15 protein-coding genes are annotated in these 14,203 nt (G+C 74.2%); 7 read left to right on the forward strand and 8 right to left on the reverse strand.

The window, feature by feature from the left end; translation table 11 throughout:
* The first annotated feature begins 33 nt into the window (after window positions 1-33).
* From ACWDR7_RS02555 to ACWDR7_RS02565, 3 genes are read left to right on the forward strand one after another with little or no spacing between them, the layout of a single operon-like run.
* Window positions 34-1,059: an endonuclease/exonuclease/phosphatase family protein gene (locus ACWDR7_RS02555; RefSeq protein WP_449853369.1), complete on the forward strand. Its 1,026-nt coding sequence runs from the start codon at window positions 34-36 to the stop codon at window positions 1,057-1,059.
* Window positions 1,060-1,115: 56 nt separating this feature from the next.
* Window positions 1,116-2,048: a hypothetical protein gene (locus ACWDR7_RS02560; protein ID WP_449853370.1), complete on the forward strand. Its 933-nt coding sequence runs from the start codon at window positions 1,116-1,118 to the stop codon at window positions 2,046-2,048.
* The gene (locus tag ACWDR7_RS02565; RefSeq protein WP_449853371.1) at window positions 2,045-3,445 is read left to right on the forward strand and encodes an aminopeptidase P family protein; all 1,401 of its coding nucleotides are present in this window, start codon (window positions 2,045-2,047) and stop codon (window positions 3,443-3,445) included. Before ACWDR7_RS02560 ends, ACWDR7_RS02565 begins: the two co-directional genes overlap by 4 nt.
* An 89-nt stretch (window positions 3,446-3,534) precedes the next feature.
* Here ACWDR7_RS02565 and ACWDR7_RS02570 read toward each other — a convergent pair whose 3' ends face one another.
* The 4 genes from ACWDR7_RS02570 to ACWDR7_RS02585 all read right to left on the reverse strand — a co-directional run bounded on the left by ACWDR7_RS02570 (window position 3,535) and on the right by ACWDR7_RS02585 (window position 7,302).
* Complete coding sequence (locus ACWDR7_RS02570) at window positions 3,535-4,695, reverse strand: cystathionine gamma-synthase (RefSeq protein ID WP_449853372.1); 1,161 nt, start codon at window positions 4,693-4,695, stop codon at window positions 3,535-3,537.
* Window positions 4,692-5,693 carry a pyridoxal-phosphate dependent enzyme gene (locus ACWDR7_RS02575; RefSeq protein WP_449853373.1) on the reverse strand — a complete coding sequence of 334 codons (1,002 nt, stop codon included), beginning with the start codon at window positions 5,691-5,693 and terminating at the stop codon, window positions 4,692-4,694. Before ACWDR7_RS02575 ends, ACWDR7_RS02570 begins: the two co-directional genes overlap by 4 nt.
* Before the next feature lie 164 nt (window positions 5,694-5,857).
* Window positions 5,858-6,526, reverse strand: a complete 669-nt coding sequence (locus tag ACWDR7_RS02580; protein ID WP_449853374.1) for an alpha/beta hydrolase family protein — start codon at window positions 6,524-6,526, stop codon at window positions 5,858-5,860.
* Window positions 6,523-7,302 carry a general stress protein gene (locus tag ACWDR7_RS02585; protein WP_449853375.1) on the reverse strand — a complete coding sequence of 260 codons (780 nt, stop codon included), beginning with the start codon at window positions 7,300-7,302 and terminating at the stop codon, window positions 6,523-6,525. The genes ACWDR7_RS02580 and ACWDR7_RS02585 overlap by 4 nt, the downstream gene beginning before the upstream one ends.
* Window positions 7,303-7,421: 119 nt before the next feature.
* Here ACWDR7_RS02585 and ACWDR7_RS02590 point away from each other — a divergent pair, with 119 nt between their 5' ends.
* Genes ACWDR7_RS02590 through ACWDR7_RS02600 form a run of 3 tightly spaced genes read left to right on the forward strand, consistent with a single transcriptional unit; the run spans window position 7,422 to window position 10,401 of the window.
* Window positions 7,422-8,723, forward strand: coding sequence for a magnesium transporter MgtE N-terminal domain-containing protein (locus ACWDR7_RS02590; protein ID WP_449853376.1), 1,302 nt, complete (start codon window positions 7,422-7,424; stop codon window positions 8,721-8,723).
* Window positions 8,723-9,259: a DUF1003 domain-containing protein gene (locus ACWDR7_RS02595; RefSeq protein WP_449853377.1), complete on the forward strand. Its 537-nt coding sequence runs from the start codon at window positions 8,723-8,725 to the stop codon at window positions 9,257-9,259. Before ACWDR7_RS02590 ends, ACWDR7_RS02595 begins: the two co-directional genes overlap by 1 nt.
* Entirely contained in the window at window positions 9,256-10,401 is a 1,146-nt protein-coding gene (locus ACWDR7_RS02600) for an Mrp/NBP35 family ATP-binding protein (RefSeq protein WP_449853378.1), read from the forward strand. Before ACWDR7_RS02595 ends, ACWDR7_RS02600 begins: the two co-directional genes overlap by 4 nt.
* A 36-nt stretch (window positions 10,402-10,437) precedes the next feature.
* On the opposite strand, the gene ACWDR7_RS02605 is transcribed toward ACWDR7_RS02600, so the two are convergent.
* Window positions 10,438-10,848, reverse strand: coding sequence for a twin-arginine translocase TatA/TatE family subunit (locus tag ACWDR7_RS02605; protein WP_449853379.1), 411 nt, complete (start codon window positions 10,846-10,848; stop codon window positions 10,438-10,440).
* A gap of 92 nt (window positions 10,849-10,940) precedes the next feature.
* Between ACWDR7_RS02605 and ACWDR7_RS02610 the strand changes: the two genes are divergently transcribed.
* Complete coding sequence (locus ACWDR7_RS02610) at window positions 10,941-11,576, forward strand: O-methyltransferase (protein ID WP_449853380.1); 636 nt, start codon at window positions 10,941-10,943, stop codon at window positions 11,574-11,576.
* A gap of 57 nt (window positions 11,577-11,633) precedes the next feature.
* On the opposite strand, the gene ACWDR7_RS02615 is transcribed toward ACWDR7_RS02610, so the two are convergent.
* The 3 genes from ACWDR7_RS02615 to dapE all read right to left on the reverse strand — a co-directional run bounded on the left by ACWDR7_RS02615 (window position 11,634) and on the right by dapE (window position 14,198).
* Complete coding sequence (locus ACWDR7_RS02615; protein WP_261164427.1) at window positions 11,634-11,807, reverse strand: DUF3117 domain-containing protein; 174 nt, start codon at window positions 11,805-11,807, stop codon at window positions 11,634-11,636.
* A gap of 95 nt (window positions 11,808-11,902) precedes the next feature.
* The gene (locus tag ACWDR7_RS02620) at window positions 11,903-13,096 is read right to left on the reverse strand and encodes a mannosyltransferase family protein (RefSeq protein ID WP_449853381.1); all 1,194 of its coding nucleotides are present in this window, start codon (window positions 13,094-13,096) and stop codon (window positions 11,903-11,905) included.
* 25 nt (window positions 13,097-13,121) lie between these two features.
* A complete protein-coding gene (gene dapE / locus ACWDR7_RS02625) occupies window positions 13,122-14,198 on the reverse strand; it encodes a succinyl-diaminopimelate desuccinylase (protein ID WP_449853382.1) in 1,077 nt (358 codons plus the stop codon).
* Between the last annotated feature and the right edge of the window lie 5 nt (window positions 14,199-14,203).

Raw genomic sequence — 14,203 nt, forward strand, 5'->3', positions numbered from 1 at the left:
CATACGCCCAGGTGACGATCGTAGGCTCGCCTCGTGCGTGTGCTCGGGTTCCTCTTCACGGTGCTGTTCGCATGCGCCACCGCGGTGCTCTCGTTCCCCCGCTTCTTCCGCGTGGAGCACATGTTCCCCATCGCGCAGATCATCGCGGTGCGCGGTCTGCTGGTGGTGTGCTTCGCCGGCATCGCGCTGTTCTTCCTGCTCGTCGCCGCCTCGCGCGCGGCGCGCGGCTTCGCGCTGTCGATGGCGATGGTCGCCGCGATCGGCGCGATCCTGGGCGGCGTCGCGCTCGGCATGCGCGGCTACGGCGACGACACGCTGCCGGCCGCGACCGACACGAGCGTGCGGGTCATGACCTGGAACACGGCGGGCGACGCCACGGGCGCGTTCCGGGTGGCGCAGACGGCGATCGCGATGGACGCCGACATCATCGCCCTGCCCGAGACGGCGCAGTCGGTGGGCGAGCAGGTCGCCGTCGAGATGCGCGAGCTCGGGCGCCCCATGTGGGTGCACCACGTGGCGTACAACGACCAGGACGCGCCGACGCCGCAGGCCTGGGAGACGACGATCCTCATCTCACCCGAGCTGGGCGACTACTCGGTCATCGAGTCCTCCAGCGACGGCTCCAGCAACACCACGGTGCTGCCGAGCGCCGTGGCGATGCCGGTCGACGGCACGGGCCCCATCGTCGTCGCCGTGCACGCGGTGGCGCCGCGCCCCGCGTACATGGACGCGTGGCGGGACGATCTGCGCTGGATCGCGGATCAGTGTGCCGACGGCAACGTGATCATCGCCGGCGACTTCAACGCGACGATCGATCACATGCAGCGCTTCGGCGTGGACGGCCACGACCTCGGCTACTGCTCCGACGCCGCCGCCGAGACGGGCAACGGCGCGGTCGGCACGTGGCCGACGAGCGTGCCCTCGCTGCTGGGCACCCCGATCGACCACGTGCTGCACTCCGACGCGTGGCGCCCCACCGGCTCCATCGTGCTGACGAACCTCGACAAGGCGGGCAGCGACCACCGCCCCCTCGTCGTGCAGCTCGAGCCGGCCGGCTGACGCACCCCGCCGGCGTCTCCCAGCGATCTGTCACGGGGCGCCGGCACGCTCACGGCGTGAGCTCCCCGAAACGGATCCCGGCCGTCGCGGCCGTCCTCGTCGGCGTCATCGCCGCCCTCCTCGCCCTGCTGCCGTGGATCGCCACGGGCATGCGCCTGCCCCTGCAGAACCTGTGGGCGAGCCCGACCCTGCCCGCCGACATGCCCTTCGCGCTGCTGCCGTTCAGCCAGTACACGCTGCCGTCGCTGTTCGGCCTGCTCGCGCTCCCGGGCGCGCTCGCGGGGCTCGCGCTGCGCGATCGCGTGGCCGCGCGGGGCCGCTGGCTCGCGACGGGCGGCATCGCGATCGTGCAGGCGGTCGCGATCGCGCAGACGGGGATCGTCACCGCGGGCGGCATGCGCCAGGCGGGCGCGCCGACCTTCGCGATCGACGTGCGCTCGATCTCCACGGCCGCCGCGCTCTACGTCACCGCGATCGTCGTGTTCTGCGTCGTCTCGGCGGCGATCGGCGTGCTCGCGCTGCACCTCGCGACCCGCGCGCCGGTGACCGGCGCCGCCCTGGGACTCGCGGCCGGCGCCGTGGCGGCCGGGTTCTGGCTGCGGGCGTGGTTCGACGTCGCCGGCCCGTTCTCGCTCGATCCGCCGGCCGCGCTCGTGTGGGGCTCGCACTGGCTTCCGGCGATCCTCGTCGGCGCGATCCTCGCGTGGACCGGCCGGCGCCCCGGCGCGTGGATCGGCTCGCTCGCGCTGCTGTGGCTCGCGCCCGCGCTGCTGTGGGGCCTGCTCGGCGCCGTCGCGTCGCGCGTCAACCTCGGGTCGTGGGGGCCGATGCTCGAGTCGGGCGTGACGATGCTGCGGATGCGGCTCGTCGACGGCGCCTGGCCGGTGCTCCTCGCGGCGGCGATCGGGCTCGCCGGGTCCGTCGCCCTCGCCCTGCGGCGCCGCCGCGGCACCCCTGTGCCGGGCGCGGGTGAGACACTGGAGGCATGAGCGACACGACGACCGCGGAGCAGCAGCAGGCAGAGGCGACCTCCAACCGCAAGCAGCCGTTCCCGCAGGGATTCCTCGACACGATCGGCGAGGGCTGGGCCGAGAAGGCCGAGCCCGTCGCGCCCGCGCGCGAGCAGGCGCCGTTCGCGGCGAGGCGCCGCGAGGCGGTGTCGGCGGCATTCCCCGGCAAGCGCCTCGTGATCCCGGCCGGCTCGCTCAAGCAGCGCAGCAACGACACCGACTACCCGTTCCGCGCGCACTCCGCGTTCGCGCACCTGACCGGATGGGGCAGCGACGCCGAGCCCGACTCGGTGCTCGTGTTCGACCCGACCGACGAGGGCCACGACGTCACCCTCTACTTCCGCGAGCGCGCCGACCGCACGACGGCCGAGTTCTACTCGGATGCGTCGGTGGGCGAGTTCTGGATCGGCCCGCGCCCGTCCCTCGACGGCGTCGCGGCCGACCTGGGCGTGGCCACCGCGCACATCGACGCGTTCGAGGCGCGCGAGGGCGACGTCGTGCTCGACGAGGACGCCGAGCTCAGCCGCTTCGTCTCCGAGCTGCGCCTCGTGAAGGACGAGTACGAGCAGGAGCAGCTGCGCGTGGCCGTGGACGTCACGGCGCGCGGCTTCGACGACATCGTGCGCGAGCTGCCGCGCGTGATCGAGCACCCCCGCGGCGAGCGGATCATCGAGGGCGTCTTCCACCAGCGCGCCCGCAGCGACGGCAACTGGGAGGGCTACGACACCATCGCGGCGGCCGGCCCCCACGCGTGCTACCTGCACTGGACGCGCAACGACGGCCGCGTCGTGCCGGGCGATCTCGTGCTCATCGACGCCGGCGTGGAGGTCGACAGCCTCTACACCGCCGACATCACCCGCACGCTGCCCGTGAACGGCACGTTCAGCCCCGTGCAGCGCCGCGTCTACGAGGCCGTGCGCGAGGCGGCCGACGCGGCCTTCGCCGCCGCCCGCCCCGGCGTGACGTTCCGCACCGTGCACGAGACCGCCATGGAGGTCATCGCCGCGCGCACCGCGGAGTGGGGCCTGCTGCCCGTCACCGCCGAGGAGGCGCTCGACGCCGACCGCGGCGGCCAGCACCGCCGCTACATGGTGCACGGCACGAGCCACCACCTGGGCATCGACGTGCACGACTGCGCCGCCGCCCGCCGCGAGATGTACTACGACGGCATCCTCGAGCCCGGCATGGTCTTCACGATCGAGCCCGGCCTGTACTTCCAGATCGACGACCTCACCGTTCCCGAGGAGTACCGCGGGATCGGCGTGCGCATCGAGGACGACATCCTCATGACGGCCGACGGCCCCGTGAACCTCTCGGCCGGCATCCCGCGCACGGCCGACGAGGTCGAGGCCTGGATCGCACGCCTCGCGCGCTGACGCCGTCGCCCTGACCGATCCGCGCGGAGCCGCGCTGACCCCGTCCCGCGGCGATTCGAGCTGAGGCCGCCGGGCTCGCCGCGGGTGGCTCAGCGCAGCGCGTCGTCGAGGTCCTGCAGCAGGTCGTCGACGTCCTCGATGCCGACCGACAGGCGCACGACCTCCGGCGGCACGGCGAGCGCGGTGCCACGGACCGAGGCGTGCGTCATGGCGTCGGGGTAGTTCACGAGCGACTCCACCCCGCCGAGCGACTCGGCGAGCTGGAACAGGCGCGTGCCCTCGGCGAAGCGCCGCGCCGCGGCGGCGTCCTCGAGGGCGAGCGAGACCATGCCGCCGAAGCCCGACATCTGCCGCGCGGCGATGTCGTGGCCCGGATGCGACGGAAGGCCCGGGTAGTACACGCGGGCCACGCGGTCGTGCGCGTCGAGGAACTCGGCCACGCGCTGCGCGTTGGCGCTGTGGCGCTCCATCCGCAGGCCGAGCGTCTTGATGCCGCGCGTCGTGAGCCAGGCGTCGAGCGGGCCCGAGACCGCGCCCGCGGCGAACTGCAGGAAGCCGACGCGCTCCGCGAGCCCGTCGTCGTCGAGCACCACGGCGCCGCCGACGACGTCGGAGTGGCCGCCGAGGTACTTCGTCGTCGAGTGCACGACCGCGTCGGCGCCCAGCGCGAGCGGGCGCTGCAGGGCCGGCGACGCGAACGTGTTGTCGACGACGACGGTCGCGCCGTGGGCGTGCGCGGCGTCCGCGAGCGCGGCGATGTCGACGATCCTCAGCAGCGGGTTGCTCGGCGTCTCGAGCCACACCACGCGCGGGCTCTCGCGCCGCAGCGCCTCACCCACCGCGTCGGCGTCGCCGAGGTCGACCACGCTCACGGTCACGCCCCACGGTCCGAGGATGCGGGTGAGCAGCCGATACGTGCCGCCGTAGACGTCGTCTCCCAGCAGCACTGTGTCGCCCGGCTGCAGCAGGGCGCGCAGCAGCGCGTCCTCGGCGGCCAGGCCCGAGGCGAACGACAGCCCGTGGCGGCCGCCCTCGAGCGCGGCGAGCTGCCGCTGCAGCGCCGTGCGCGTGGGGTTGGCCGCGCGGCCGTACTCGTAGCCGTCGCGCAGCCCGCCGATCCCGTCCTGCACGTACGTGGACGAGAAGTGCACGGGCGGGATCACCGCGCCGGTCGCGGCGTCGGCGTCCTGGCCGGCGTGCACCGCGGCGGTGGCGAAGCCGTGCGGGCGGTCGTGCGGGGATGCGGTCATGGGGTGGTCCTCTCAGACGGGGAATCGATGGGCTCGGGGGCCGCGTCGCCGAGGCCGTGCGCGCGCAGCCAGTCGTCGTCGAACACCTTGCCGAGGTAGCCGCGGCCGTGGTCCGGCAGCAGCACGACCACGACGGCGTCGGCGGGCAGGTCGCGGGCCACGCGCAGGGCCGCGACGACGGCGAGCCCGCTGGATCCGCCGACGAGCAGCCCCTCCTCGCGCGCGAGGCGGCGCGTCATGGCGAACGACTCGGCATCGGACACGCGCTCGTAGGCGTCGACGACGGTCGGATCGAAGGTGCCCGGCCAGAAGTCCTCGCCCACGCCCTCCACGGCGTAGCCGTGCACGGGGCCGCCGGAGTAGATGGATCCCACGGGATCGGCCCCGACGATGCGCACCCGGCCATCCGACACCTCGCGCAGGTACCGCCCGGTCCCCGTGATCGTGCCGCCCGTGCCCACGCCCGCGACGAAGTGCGTCACGGTGCCGTCGGTGTCGCGCCAGATCTCCGGCCCGGTCGTCTCGTAGTGGCTGAGCGGGCCCTGCGGGTTGTCGTACTGGTTGGGCTTGTACGCCCCCGGAGTCTCGGCGACGATCCGGTCTGAGACGCTGTAGTACGAACGCGGATCCTCCGGCGCGACGTCCGTGGGCGTCACGACCACCTCGGCGCCGTACGCGCGCAGGACGGCCCGCTTGTCCTCGGAGACCTTGTCGGGCACGACGAAGACCGTGCGGTAGTTCCGCTGCTGGGCGACGAGCGCGAGCCCGACGCCGGTGTTGCCGCTGGTCGGCTCCACGATCGTGCCGCCGGGCCGCAGGAGCCCGTCGCGCTCGGCGGCGTCGATGATGCGCGCCGCGATGCGGTCCTTGGCGGAGCCGCCGGGGTTGAGGTACTCGACCTTCGCCAGCACCGTGGCGGCGATGCCCTCGGTGACGCGGTTCAGACGGACGAGCGGGGTGTTGCCGACGAGCTCGGCGATGCTGCGCGCGTAGCGCATGGGATTGTTCCTCTCGGTGCCGCGCGGGGCGCGGGCGCTGTCGACGGCTGTCTGCGGGCGCGCGAATGCGCTCAGCGACAACAGCGACAGGTGAGGATCACGTGGCCATCCTGCCCGCTCCGCGGCCCGGCCGGCGAAGTGTGACGGAACATTGCGTCCGCGTCCTACGCGCCGCGCACGAACTCCGCCACGAGCGGCGCGAGACCGCGGCCGATCCCGTCCGCCGGGCGCCGCGCGCCCTTCACCTCGAACGAGTGATTGGCGCCCGCGATCCACGCGATCCGCGCGTCGCGCCAGTCGGCGACCGCGGCCTCGAGCTGCTCGCGCGGCTGAACGAACGGATCGTTCTCGCCCTCGACGAACAGCTGCGGCACCGTCACGCGCGGCAGATGCTCGGCTCGCGGCTTCTCGGGCCGCCCCGGCTGGTGCAGCGGATAGCCGAGGTAGATGAGCCCCTCGACGGGGAAGTCGCCCTCGGCGGCCGCCATCGACGCCATCCGCCCGCCGTACGACTTGCCGCACGCCCACACGCGCTCGGCCCGCGTGCGCGCCTCGGCGAGCACGGCGCGCCAGGCGAGGATCGCGTGCGCGGCGGGGCCGGGCATGCGGCGGCCCGCGGCGACGTAGGGGAACTCGAAGCGCAGCGTGCGGATGCCGAGGTCGTTGAGCCCCGCCGCGAACCCCGTGAGGAACGGGTGGTCCATGCCGGCGCCCGCGCCGTGCGCGATCACGACGGTGTCGGCCGCGTCGGCGGGCCCGCTCCAGGCGGCCCCGACATCGACCGGGCCCGCCGGCAGCGCGACGGCGACGCGGATGCGGGCCTCGGCCGTCACGCGCGGTCGGCGTCGCGCCCGGTCGGGCCCTCGGAGTCGGACTCGTCGGCGCGCGGCTCGTCCGACTGGGGCTCGTCCGACCGCGGCTCGTCGGCGCGCGGCTCCGCCGGCTCGGCCTGGGGCGCATCCCCGGGCGCGGGCGGCACGGGAGCGGCCTGCGGCGGGAGCGGCGGCACGGGCGGGATCGTCGGCGCCTGCGGCGCGGAGGCCGGGCGGTCGTCGATGCGGATGCCGTAGCGCGGAGGCTCGAGGGGCGCCGGCGGCGTCGGCGCGGCGGCGCGAGCGGACGGCGCGACCCTGCCCGGGCGGTCGCCGCCGCCCAGCACGTCGCGCGCGCTGGACACGTGCGGTCCCGAGACGGCGATCTCGTAGTGGTCGGCGATCGGCGCCGTGATGCTCGTGTAGTCCCGGCGGCGGCGCGTGAGCGAGTAGGTCAGGATCTGCATCATCATGCCGATCGCGACGCCCACGAGAAGGCAGCCCAGCAGGACCTGGATCGAGAGGGTCGGCGACAGCAGCGTGATGATGGCGCCGAACATGAGCCCGAGGAACGCGCCGTTGAGCGCTCCCGACCACGCCGCGCGGGCGTAGCCCATGCGGCCCGTCACCATCTCGACCGCCTTGAGTCCCGCCCACACGATGCTGATCTCGCGCGCCGGGACCTCGGCCTCGATGAGCTTGGACACCGCCTTCTGTGCGGCCTCGTAGTCGTCGTACCGCGCCACGGTCTCGCCGACGTTCTGCGGCGTCCGGCCCGTCCCACCCAGCATGCTCATGCCTCGATCATCCCACGCGCCGCCCGCGCGCGCCTTTGCGCCGGCTATGGATGCCCTGTGCCGCGCGGTTCCAGGCGCGCCCCCGTCCCGCCCGGGCACCGCGGTCTACGCTGGGAGGCGTGAGTACGCAGAGGGTCTTCGTGGCGCGCCTGGCGGGATGCCCGGTCTTCGACCCCTCCGGCGACCGTCTCGGGCGGGTCCGGGACGTCGTCGTCGTGTACCGAAGTTCCGGCTCGCCGCGCGTGATCGGCCTCGTGTGCGAGATCCCCGGCCGCCGCCAGGTGTTCCTCTCGATCGGTCGGATCACCTCGATCTCGACCGGCCAGGTGATCACCACCGGCCTCATCAACGTGCGCCGCTTCCAGCCCCGCGCAGGCGAGCTGCGCGTCATGGCCGAGATGATCGGCCGCCGGGTCGAGTTCGTCGACGGCACGGGCACCGCCGTCATCGAGGACGTCGCGATCGAGCCGAACCGGCTCGGCGAGTGGTCGATCGGGCAGCTGTTCCTGCGCAAGCCCAAGACGAGCGCCTCGCCGTTCGCGAAGGGCCCCACGACGTCCGCCACGTGGAGCGAGGTGCGCGAGCAGCGCCGGCCCGGCGAGGCGCAGTCGGCCGAGCGGCTGGCCCAGACGTTCGCCGACCTCAAGCCCGCCGACCTCGCCAACACCCTGCTGGATCTGCCGGAGGTGCGCCTCATCGAGGTGGCCGAGGAGCTCTCGGACGAGCGCCTCGCCGACGCGCTCGAGGAGATGCCCGAAGAGGACCAGGTGCGCATCCTCGAGCGCCTCGGCGACGAGCGCGCCGCCGACATCCTCGACTCGATGGATCCGGACGACGCCGCGGACGTGCTCGCCGAGCTGCCGCAGCAGCGCCTCGAGGAGCTGCTCGAGCTCATGGAGCCCGACGAGGCCGAGGACGTGCGCATGCTGCTGCGCTACGGCCCCGACACCGCCGGCGGACTCATGACGAGCGAGCCCATCACCCTGCCCGCCGACGCGACGATCGCCGAGGCGCTCGCCCTCATCCGGCGGCACGAGCTGCACCCCGCCCTCGCCGCGAGCGTGTTCGTGACGCTGCCGCCGTACGAGACGCCGACGGGCCGCTTCCTGGGGGCCGTGCACTTCCAGCGGATGCTGCGCTATCCCCCGCACGAGCGCGTCGGAGCGATCCTCGACGACACGCTCGAGCCGCTGCTCGTGACGGCCCCGGCGGCCGAGGCCGCGCGCCGCCTGGCGAGCTACGACCTCGTCTCCATGCCCGTGGTCGACCAGGCCCACCGCCTCGTCGGCGCGGTCACGGTCGACGACGTGCTCGACTACCTGCTGCCCGACGACTGGCGATCCCAGGACGCCGACGACGAGCGCATCACCGCGCCGCCCGAGACGGGCACGATCGCGCTGCCGCCGGGAGGTGCGCGGTGATGGCGCGCGCCCGCGACCTCGAGACGCCGCGGGGCCGCACCCCGCGCTTCGTGGAGACGCAGCCCAAGGGCAGCGACCGGTTCGGTCAGGCGACCGAATGGATCGCGCGCGCCATGGGCACGCCGTGGTTCCTGCTCGGGCTCACGCTCTTCTGCGCGGTGTGGATGGCGTGGAACACGCTCGCCCCGGCGGCGTGGCGGTTCGACTCCGCCGCGCTCGGCTTCACCGCGCTCACGCTGATGCTGTCGCTGCAGGCGTCGTACGCGGCCCCACTCATCCTGCTCGCCCAGAACCGGCAGGACGACCGCGACCGCGTCTCGATGGAGCAGGATCGCCAGCGCGCCGAGCGCAACCTCGCCGACACCGAGTACATGGCGCGCGAGATCGTGGCGCTGCGGATGACGATCGACGAGCTGCGCGAGCAGCAGGTCACGCGCGAGGCGCTGCGCGACGAGCTGCGCGCGCTGCTGGGCGAGCTGGGCGACGACGGCTCCCCCGAGCCCCCGGACGAGCGGCGCCGGAGGGATCGGGCGTGACGGATCTCGCCGAGCGGGTGCGCGAGGCGGTCGGCCGCGTCTCGGATCCCGAGCTGCGCCGCCCGCTGTCCGAGCTCGACATGGTGCGCGGCGTGACCGCGGAGGGCGACGCCGTGCGCGTCGAGATCGCCCTGACGATCGTCGGCTGCCCCGCCGCCGACCGCATCGAGGCCGACGTGCGCCGCGCGGCGGAGGGCGTGGCCGGCGTGGGCGAGGTCGCGCTCGAGATCGGCGTGATGACACCCGCCGAACGGCAGGCGCTCACCGACCGGCTGCGCGGCGGGCCGGCGCGGGTGATGCCCTTCGGGCCCGACTCGCTCACGCGGGTCATCGCCGTCACGAGCGGCAAGGGCGGCGTGGGCAAGTCGACCGTCACGGCCAACCTCGCCGTCGCCCTCGCCGCGCGCGGACTCAAGGTGGGGCTCGTCGACGCCGACGTGCACGGCTTCTCGATCCCCGCCCTGCTGGGCCTGGCGCGCGGCGGCGAGATCGCGCAGCCGACGCAGCTCGACGACCTCATGCTGCCGCCCGTCGCGCACGGGGTGAAGGCCATCTCGATCGGCATGTTCCTGCAGCGCGGTCAGGACGGGCGGCTCGGCGCCGTCGCCTGGCGCGGGCCGATGCTGCACCGCACCGTGCAGCAGTTCCTCACCGACGTGTACTTCGGCGACCTCGACGTGCTGCTGCTGGACATGCCGCCGGGCACGGGCGATGTGGCGATCTCGGTCGGCCAGCTGCTCCCCCACGCCGAGGTGCTCGTCGTCACCACGCCGCAAGCCGCCGCCTCGGACGTGGCGGTGCGCAGCGGGCTCGTGGCGCGCCAGACCGGGCAGCGCGTGGCCGGCGTGGTCGAGAACATGGCGGCGATGACCCTGCCCGACGGCACGACGCTCGACCTGTTCGGCTCGGGCGGCGGCGACGAGGTCGCCCGCGCCCTGTCCGAGGACCAGGACGCCGCCGTGCCCGTGCTCGCGTCGATCCCGCTCAGCCCCGCGCTGCGCGCCTCGGCCGATGCGGGCGATCCCGTCGTCGTCGCGCACCCGGACGATCCGGCGGCCCGCGCGATCACCGGCCTCGCGGCGACGATCGCGGCCCAGCCGCGCGGCCTCACCGGTCGCCGCCTGCCCTTCTCGCCGTCCTGACCCCCGGTCGCCTCGACCGGCGAAGACGCGCCGCGGTCAGGTGGCCTCGGGGTCGTACGGGGGCGGCTCGGCGGCGCTGAAGTGGCGGCGCGCGGCGGGCCGGGCCGGGGCGATCGCCGTCGCCCCGGCGCCCGCCGCGGCGGCACCGGCCGACGGCCGTCGCGGCGCCACGGCGGTGGCCGAGACGGCGGGCTCCTCGAGCAGCGCCTCGCGGATGATGCGGCGCGGGTCGTACTGCCGGGGATCGAGCCGGCGCCAGTCGACGTCCTCGAAGTCCTCGCCCATCTCGCGCTTCACGCGCTCCTGGGCCCCCTGCATCCAGTCGCGCGCGCGGCGCACGAACTGTCCGAGCATCTCGGCGTAGCGCGGCAGTCGCTCCGGGCCGATCAGGAGCGCGGCCACGACGCCGATCAGGATGATCTTCTCGAACGACAGGCCGAACTCCACGGGGTTCATCGTACCCGTGGCGGGCGGGCCGTTCCCGTTCGCCGCGGCGACGCGCGCCACGCTCGGCCCCGCCGCGCCGTAGGCTTCTGGACATGAGCGAGCACGATGCGATCGCCCGATTCGTCCGAGAGAGCGTGACCGAGCCGGAGCACATCGCCCGCGCGCGGCAGCACGCGCGCGAGCTGGGAGCGGCGCCGGTGAGCGCCGCCGTCGGCGCGCAGCTCGCCTTCCTGGCCGCCGCCACCGCCGCGCGCACGATCATCGAGGTCGGCACGGGCGCCGGCGTCTCGGGCCTCTGGCTGCTCCACGGGGCCCCGGAGGCGACGCTCACGACGATCGACAGCGAGCCCGAGCACCTCGCCGCGGCCCGCGAGTCCTTCCAGGCCGCCCGGGTGCCATCGACCAGGGTGCGCTGGATCACCGGGCGCGCGGCCGAGGTGCTGCCGCGGATGAACGAGGCGGCATACGACCTCGTGCTCGTCGACGCCGACCCCGAGCACGTCATCGACTACGTCGCGCACGGGCTGCGGCTCGCGCGCCCCGGCGGCACGGTGCTCGTGCCGCGCGTGCTGGCGGGCGGCAAGGTGGCCGATCCGGTGCAGCGCGACGACCTCACCACCACGTACCGCACGCTGCTGCGCGAGACGCAGGAGTCGGCCGCGGTCGTCGCGGCCCTCGCCCCCGTGGGCGAGGGGCTGCTGCAGCTCACCACGGTCCGGGCCACCTGAGGCGCGCGGACACGAAAAGGCCCCGAGCATGCGCTCGGGGCCCTTTGTCTGAAGCGATCAGGCCGCGTTCACGACCTCGCCGAGGACGCCGTAGAGCTCCTTCGCCTCGTCGTCGTTGACCGAGACGACCAGCCGGCCGCCGCCTTCCAGCGGCACGCGAACGATGATGAGACGCCCCTCCTTCACGGCCTCCATCGGTCCGTCACCGGTTCTGGGCTTCATGGCTGCCATGGCGGGCTCCCTTTCCTAGGTGTCTGCGTGCTTAGTTTATCGGTCGGCCGGGTCTGGTCCATTCGCGAACGGTTAAGAACTGGTGCCGATGCCGCTCACGGCACCTGCCAGTAGCTGCTGCCCTGTCCGTACATATTCCAGATCCACCACCACTGGCCGAGCAGCCCGAGCGCCAGCACCGCGATCCGCACGCCCCGCGAGCGCACCGCGGCGAACGCGCCCCACAGCGGCGACAGCGGCGCGAGCAGCCGGAACACGCTGGACTGCGGGAAGAAGACGAGGAAGAGGTACACGAGGTAGCTCCCCGCCCACAGGCGCAGCTCCGGGCCGACGCGTCGCACCGCGCGCGGCAGGATCAGCAGCGCCGCCGCCGCGAGCATGAGCGCGACGACCGCGACGGGCGCGAGCCACGCGGGCAGACCCCACACGCCGAACCACACGTCCGCGCCCTGGAACCAGCCCTCCAGCGGCAGGAAGTGCTCGGTGCCCACCCACGAGCGGCGCCACGCGAGCTCGGTGTCGAGATAGGCGCCGGGCTCCCCCGTGACGACCGCGGCGATGACCTGCCAGGCGAAGCCCACGGCGGTCGCCAGCGCGCCGAGCGCGACGATGTGCGCGATCTCGCGCGCCGGCAGCGGGTCGTCGCGGCGCGCGAGCCAGCGGTGGATGCCGTACAGGCCCAGCAGGAGGGCGAACGCGAGCACGCCGGGGCGCGTGAATCCCATGACGGGCACGAGCAGGTAGAGCCACCACCACCGCCGCCGCACGACGCACAGCAGCGCGAGGAACAGCAGCAGCAGGAACAGCGACTCGGCGTAGCCGGCGTGGAAGAGCCCCGCGAGCGGCCCGCACGCGAACAGCACGACCGCCCACATCGCCTCGCCCTCGCCCTGCCGCACCCGCAGCAGGCGGTGCAGCGCCAGGCACGCGAGATAGCCCGACACGAACGACACGAGGAAGCCGCCGACGCCCCACGCCGCCCCGAGCGCGACGGCGACCGCCTGGGCCAGGTATGCGTAGACGGGCATGAACGCCCAGGCGTTCTCCGTCACGTGCCCGTCCGCGTCCCGCGGCAGCTCGGAGGGATAGCCGTCGTAGGCGACCGTCCAGTACCACTGCGCGTCCCACGCGAGCGCGAAATCCGACAGCGGGTTGCCGGAGGGCAGCTGCGTCTCCGGAGAGGCGAGCGCCGCCGCGATCAGGATGAAGCCGACCGTGACCAGACGCGCGGCCGCGTAGACGGCCGCGATCCGCAGCGCCGCGGGGAGCCCCCGCCAGGCCGCTCTCACGTGCCGCCCTCCGCCCGCGACCGGGTCAGGACCCGCTCAGCCACGCCCGCAGGCCGCGCTCGACCCGCTCGATCTGCGAGACGGGCACGCGCTCCTCGTCGTGGTGTGCCAGCGACGCGTCGCCCGGACCGTAGTTCACGGCCGGCACGCCGAGCGCCGAGAACCGCGCCACGTCGGTCCAGCCGTACTTCGGGCGGGCGCTGCCGCCGACGGCGCGCAGGAAGTCCCGCGCGAGGGGCGCATCCAGGCCCGGCCGGGCCGCGGCGGCGCTGTCGGTGATCTCGACCTCGTACCCCTCGAACACCGTCCGCACGTGCGCGATCGCCTGCTCGATCGTGCGGCTCGGCGCGAAGCGGAAGTTCACCTCGACCTCGCACAGATCGGGGATCACGTTGCCGGCCACGCCGCCGTCGATCCGCACGGCGTTGAGGCCCTCCCGGTAGGCGAGGCCGTCGACCTCGATCGTCTTCGGGCGGTACTCGGCCAGGCGCATGAGCAGCGGCGCGGCGGCGTGGATGGCGTTCTCGCCCATCCACCAGCGGGCGCTGTGGGCCCGGGCGCCGCGCGTGCGCACGACGGCGCGCAGCGTGCCGTTGCAGCCGCCCTCCACCTCGCCGGCGGTCGGCTCCCCCAGCACGGCGAAGTCCGCCGCCAGCAGCTCGGGCCGCTCGCGCTCGATGCGGCCCAGGCCGTTGCGCGACGCCTCGACCTCCTCGTGGTCGTACCAGATCCACGTGATGTCGACGGCCGGGTCGGTCAGCTCCGCCGCGAGCTTCAGCTGCACCGCGACGCCGGCCTTCATGTCGACGGTGCCGCGGCCCCAGATGACGGCCTCGCCGTCCTCCTCGATGTCGCGCGTGGGGAGGTTGGCGTTGATCGGCACGGTATCGATGTGGCCGGCGATCGCCACCCGCTGCGCGCGGCCCAGGTCGGTGCGCGCGACGATCGTGTCGCCGAGGCGCACGACCTCGAGGTGCGGCAGGGCAGACACCGCCGCGTGGATCGCGTCGGCGAGCGTCGTCTCGTCGTCCGAGACGCTCGGGATGTCGCAGATCGCGCGGGTGAGATCGGCGGACGAGGCGGTGAGATCGAGCGTCGGCATGCCTC

This window comes from Microbacterium sp. NPDC003461 (assembly GCF_053588335.1).

Bases quoted from the DNA above. Each gene is read 5' to 3' on its own strand.
- ACWDR7_RS02565 (WP_449853371.1), top strand. From the start codon at position 2,045: ATGAGCGACACGACGACCGCGGAGCAGCAGCAGGCAGAGGCGACCTCC.
- ACWDR7_RS02570 (WP_449853372.1), bottom strand. From the start codon at position 4,695: ATGACCGCATCCCCGCACGACCGCCCGCACGGCTTCGCCACCGCCGCG.
- ACWDR7_RS02575 (WP_449853373.1), bottom strand. From the start codon at position 5,693: ATGCGCTACGCGCGCAGCATCGCCGAGCTCGTCGGCAACACCCCGCTC.
- ACWDR7_RS02585 (WP_449853375.1), bottom strand. From the start codon at position 7,302: ATGAGCATGCTGGGTGGGACGGGCCGGACGCCGCAGAACGTCGGCGAG.
- ACWDR7_RS02595 (WP_449853377.1), top strand. From the start codon at position 8,723: ATGGCGCGCGCCCGCGACCTCGAGACGCCGCGGGGCCGCACCCCGCGC.
- ACWDR7_RS02610 (WP_449853380.1), top strand. From the start codon at position 10,941: ATGAGCGAGCACGATGCGATCGCCCGATTCGTCCGAGAGAGCGTGACC.
- ACWDR7_RS02615 (WP_261164427.1), bottom strand. From the start codon at position 11,807: ATGGCAGCCATGAAGCCCAGAACCGGTGACGGACCGATGGAGGCCGTG.
- dapE (WP_449853382.1), bottom strand. From the start codon at position 14,198: ATGCCGACGCTCGATCTCACCGCCTCGTCCGCCGATCTCACCCGCGCG.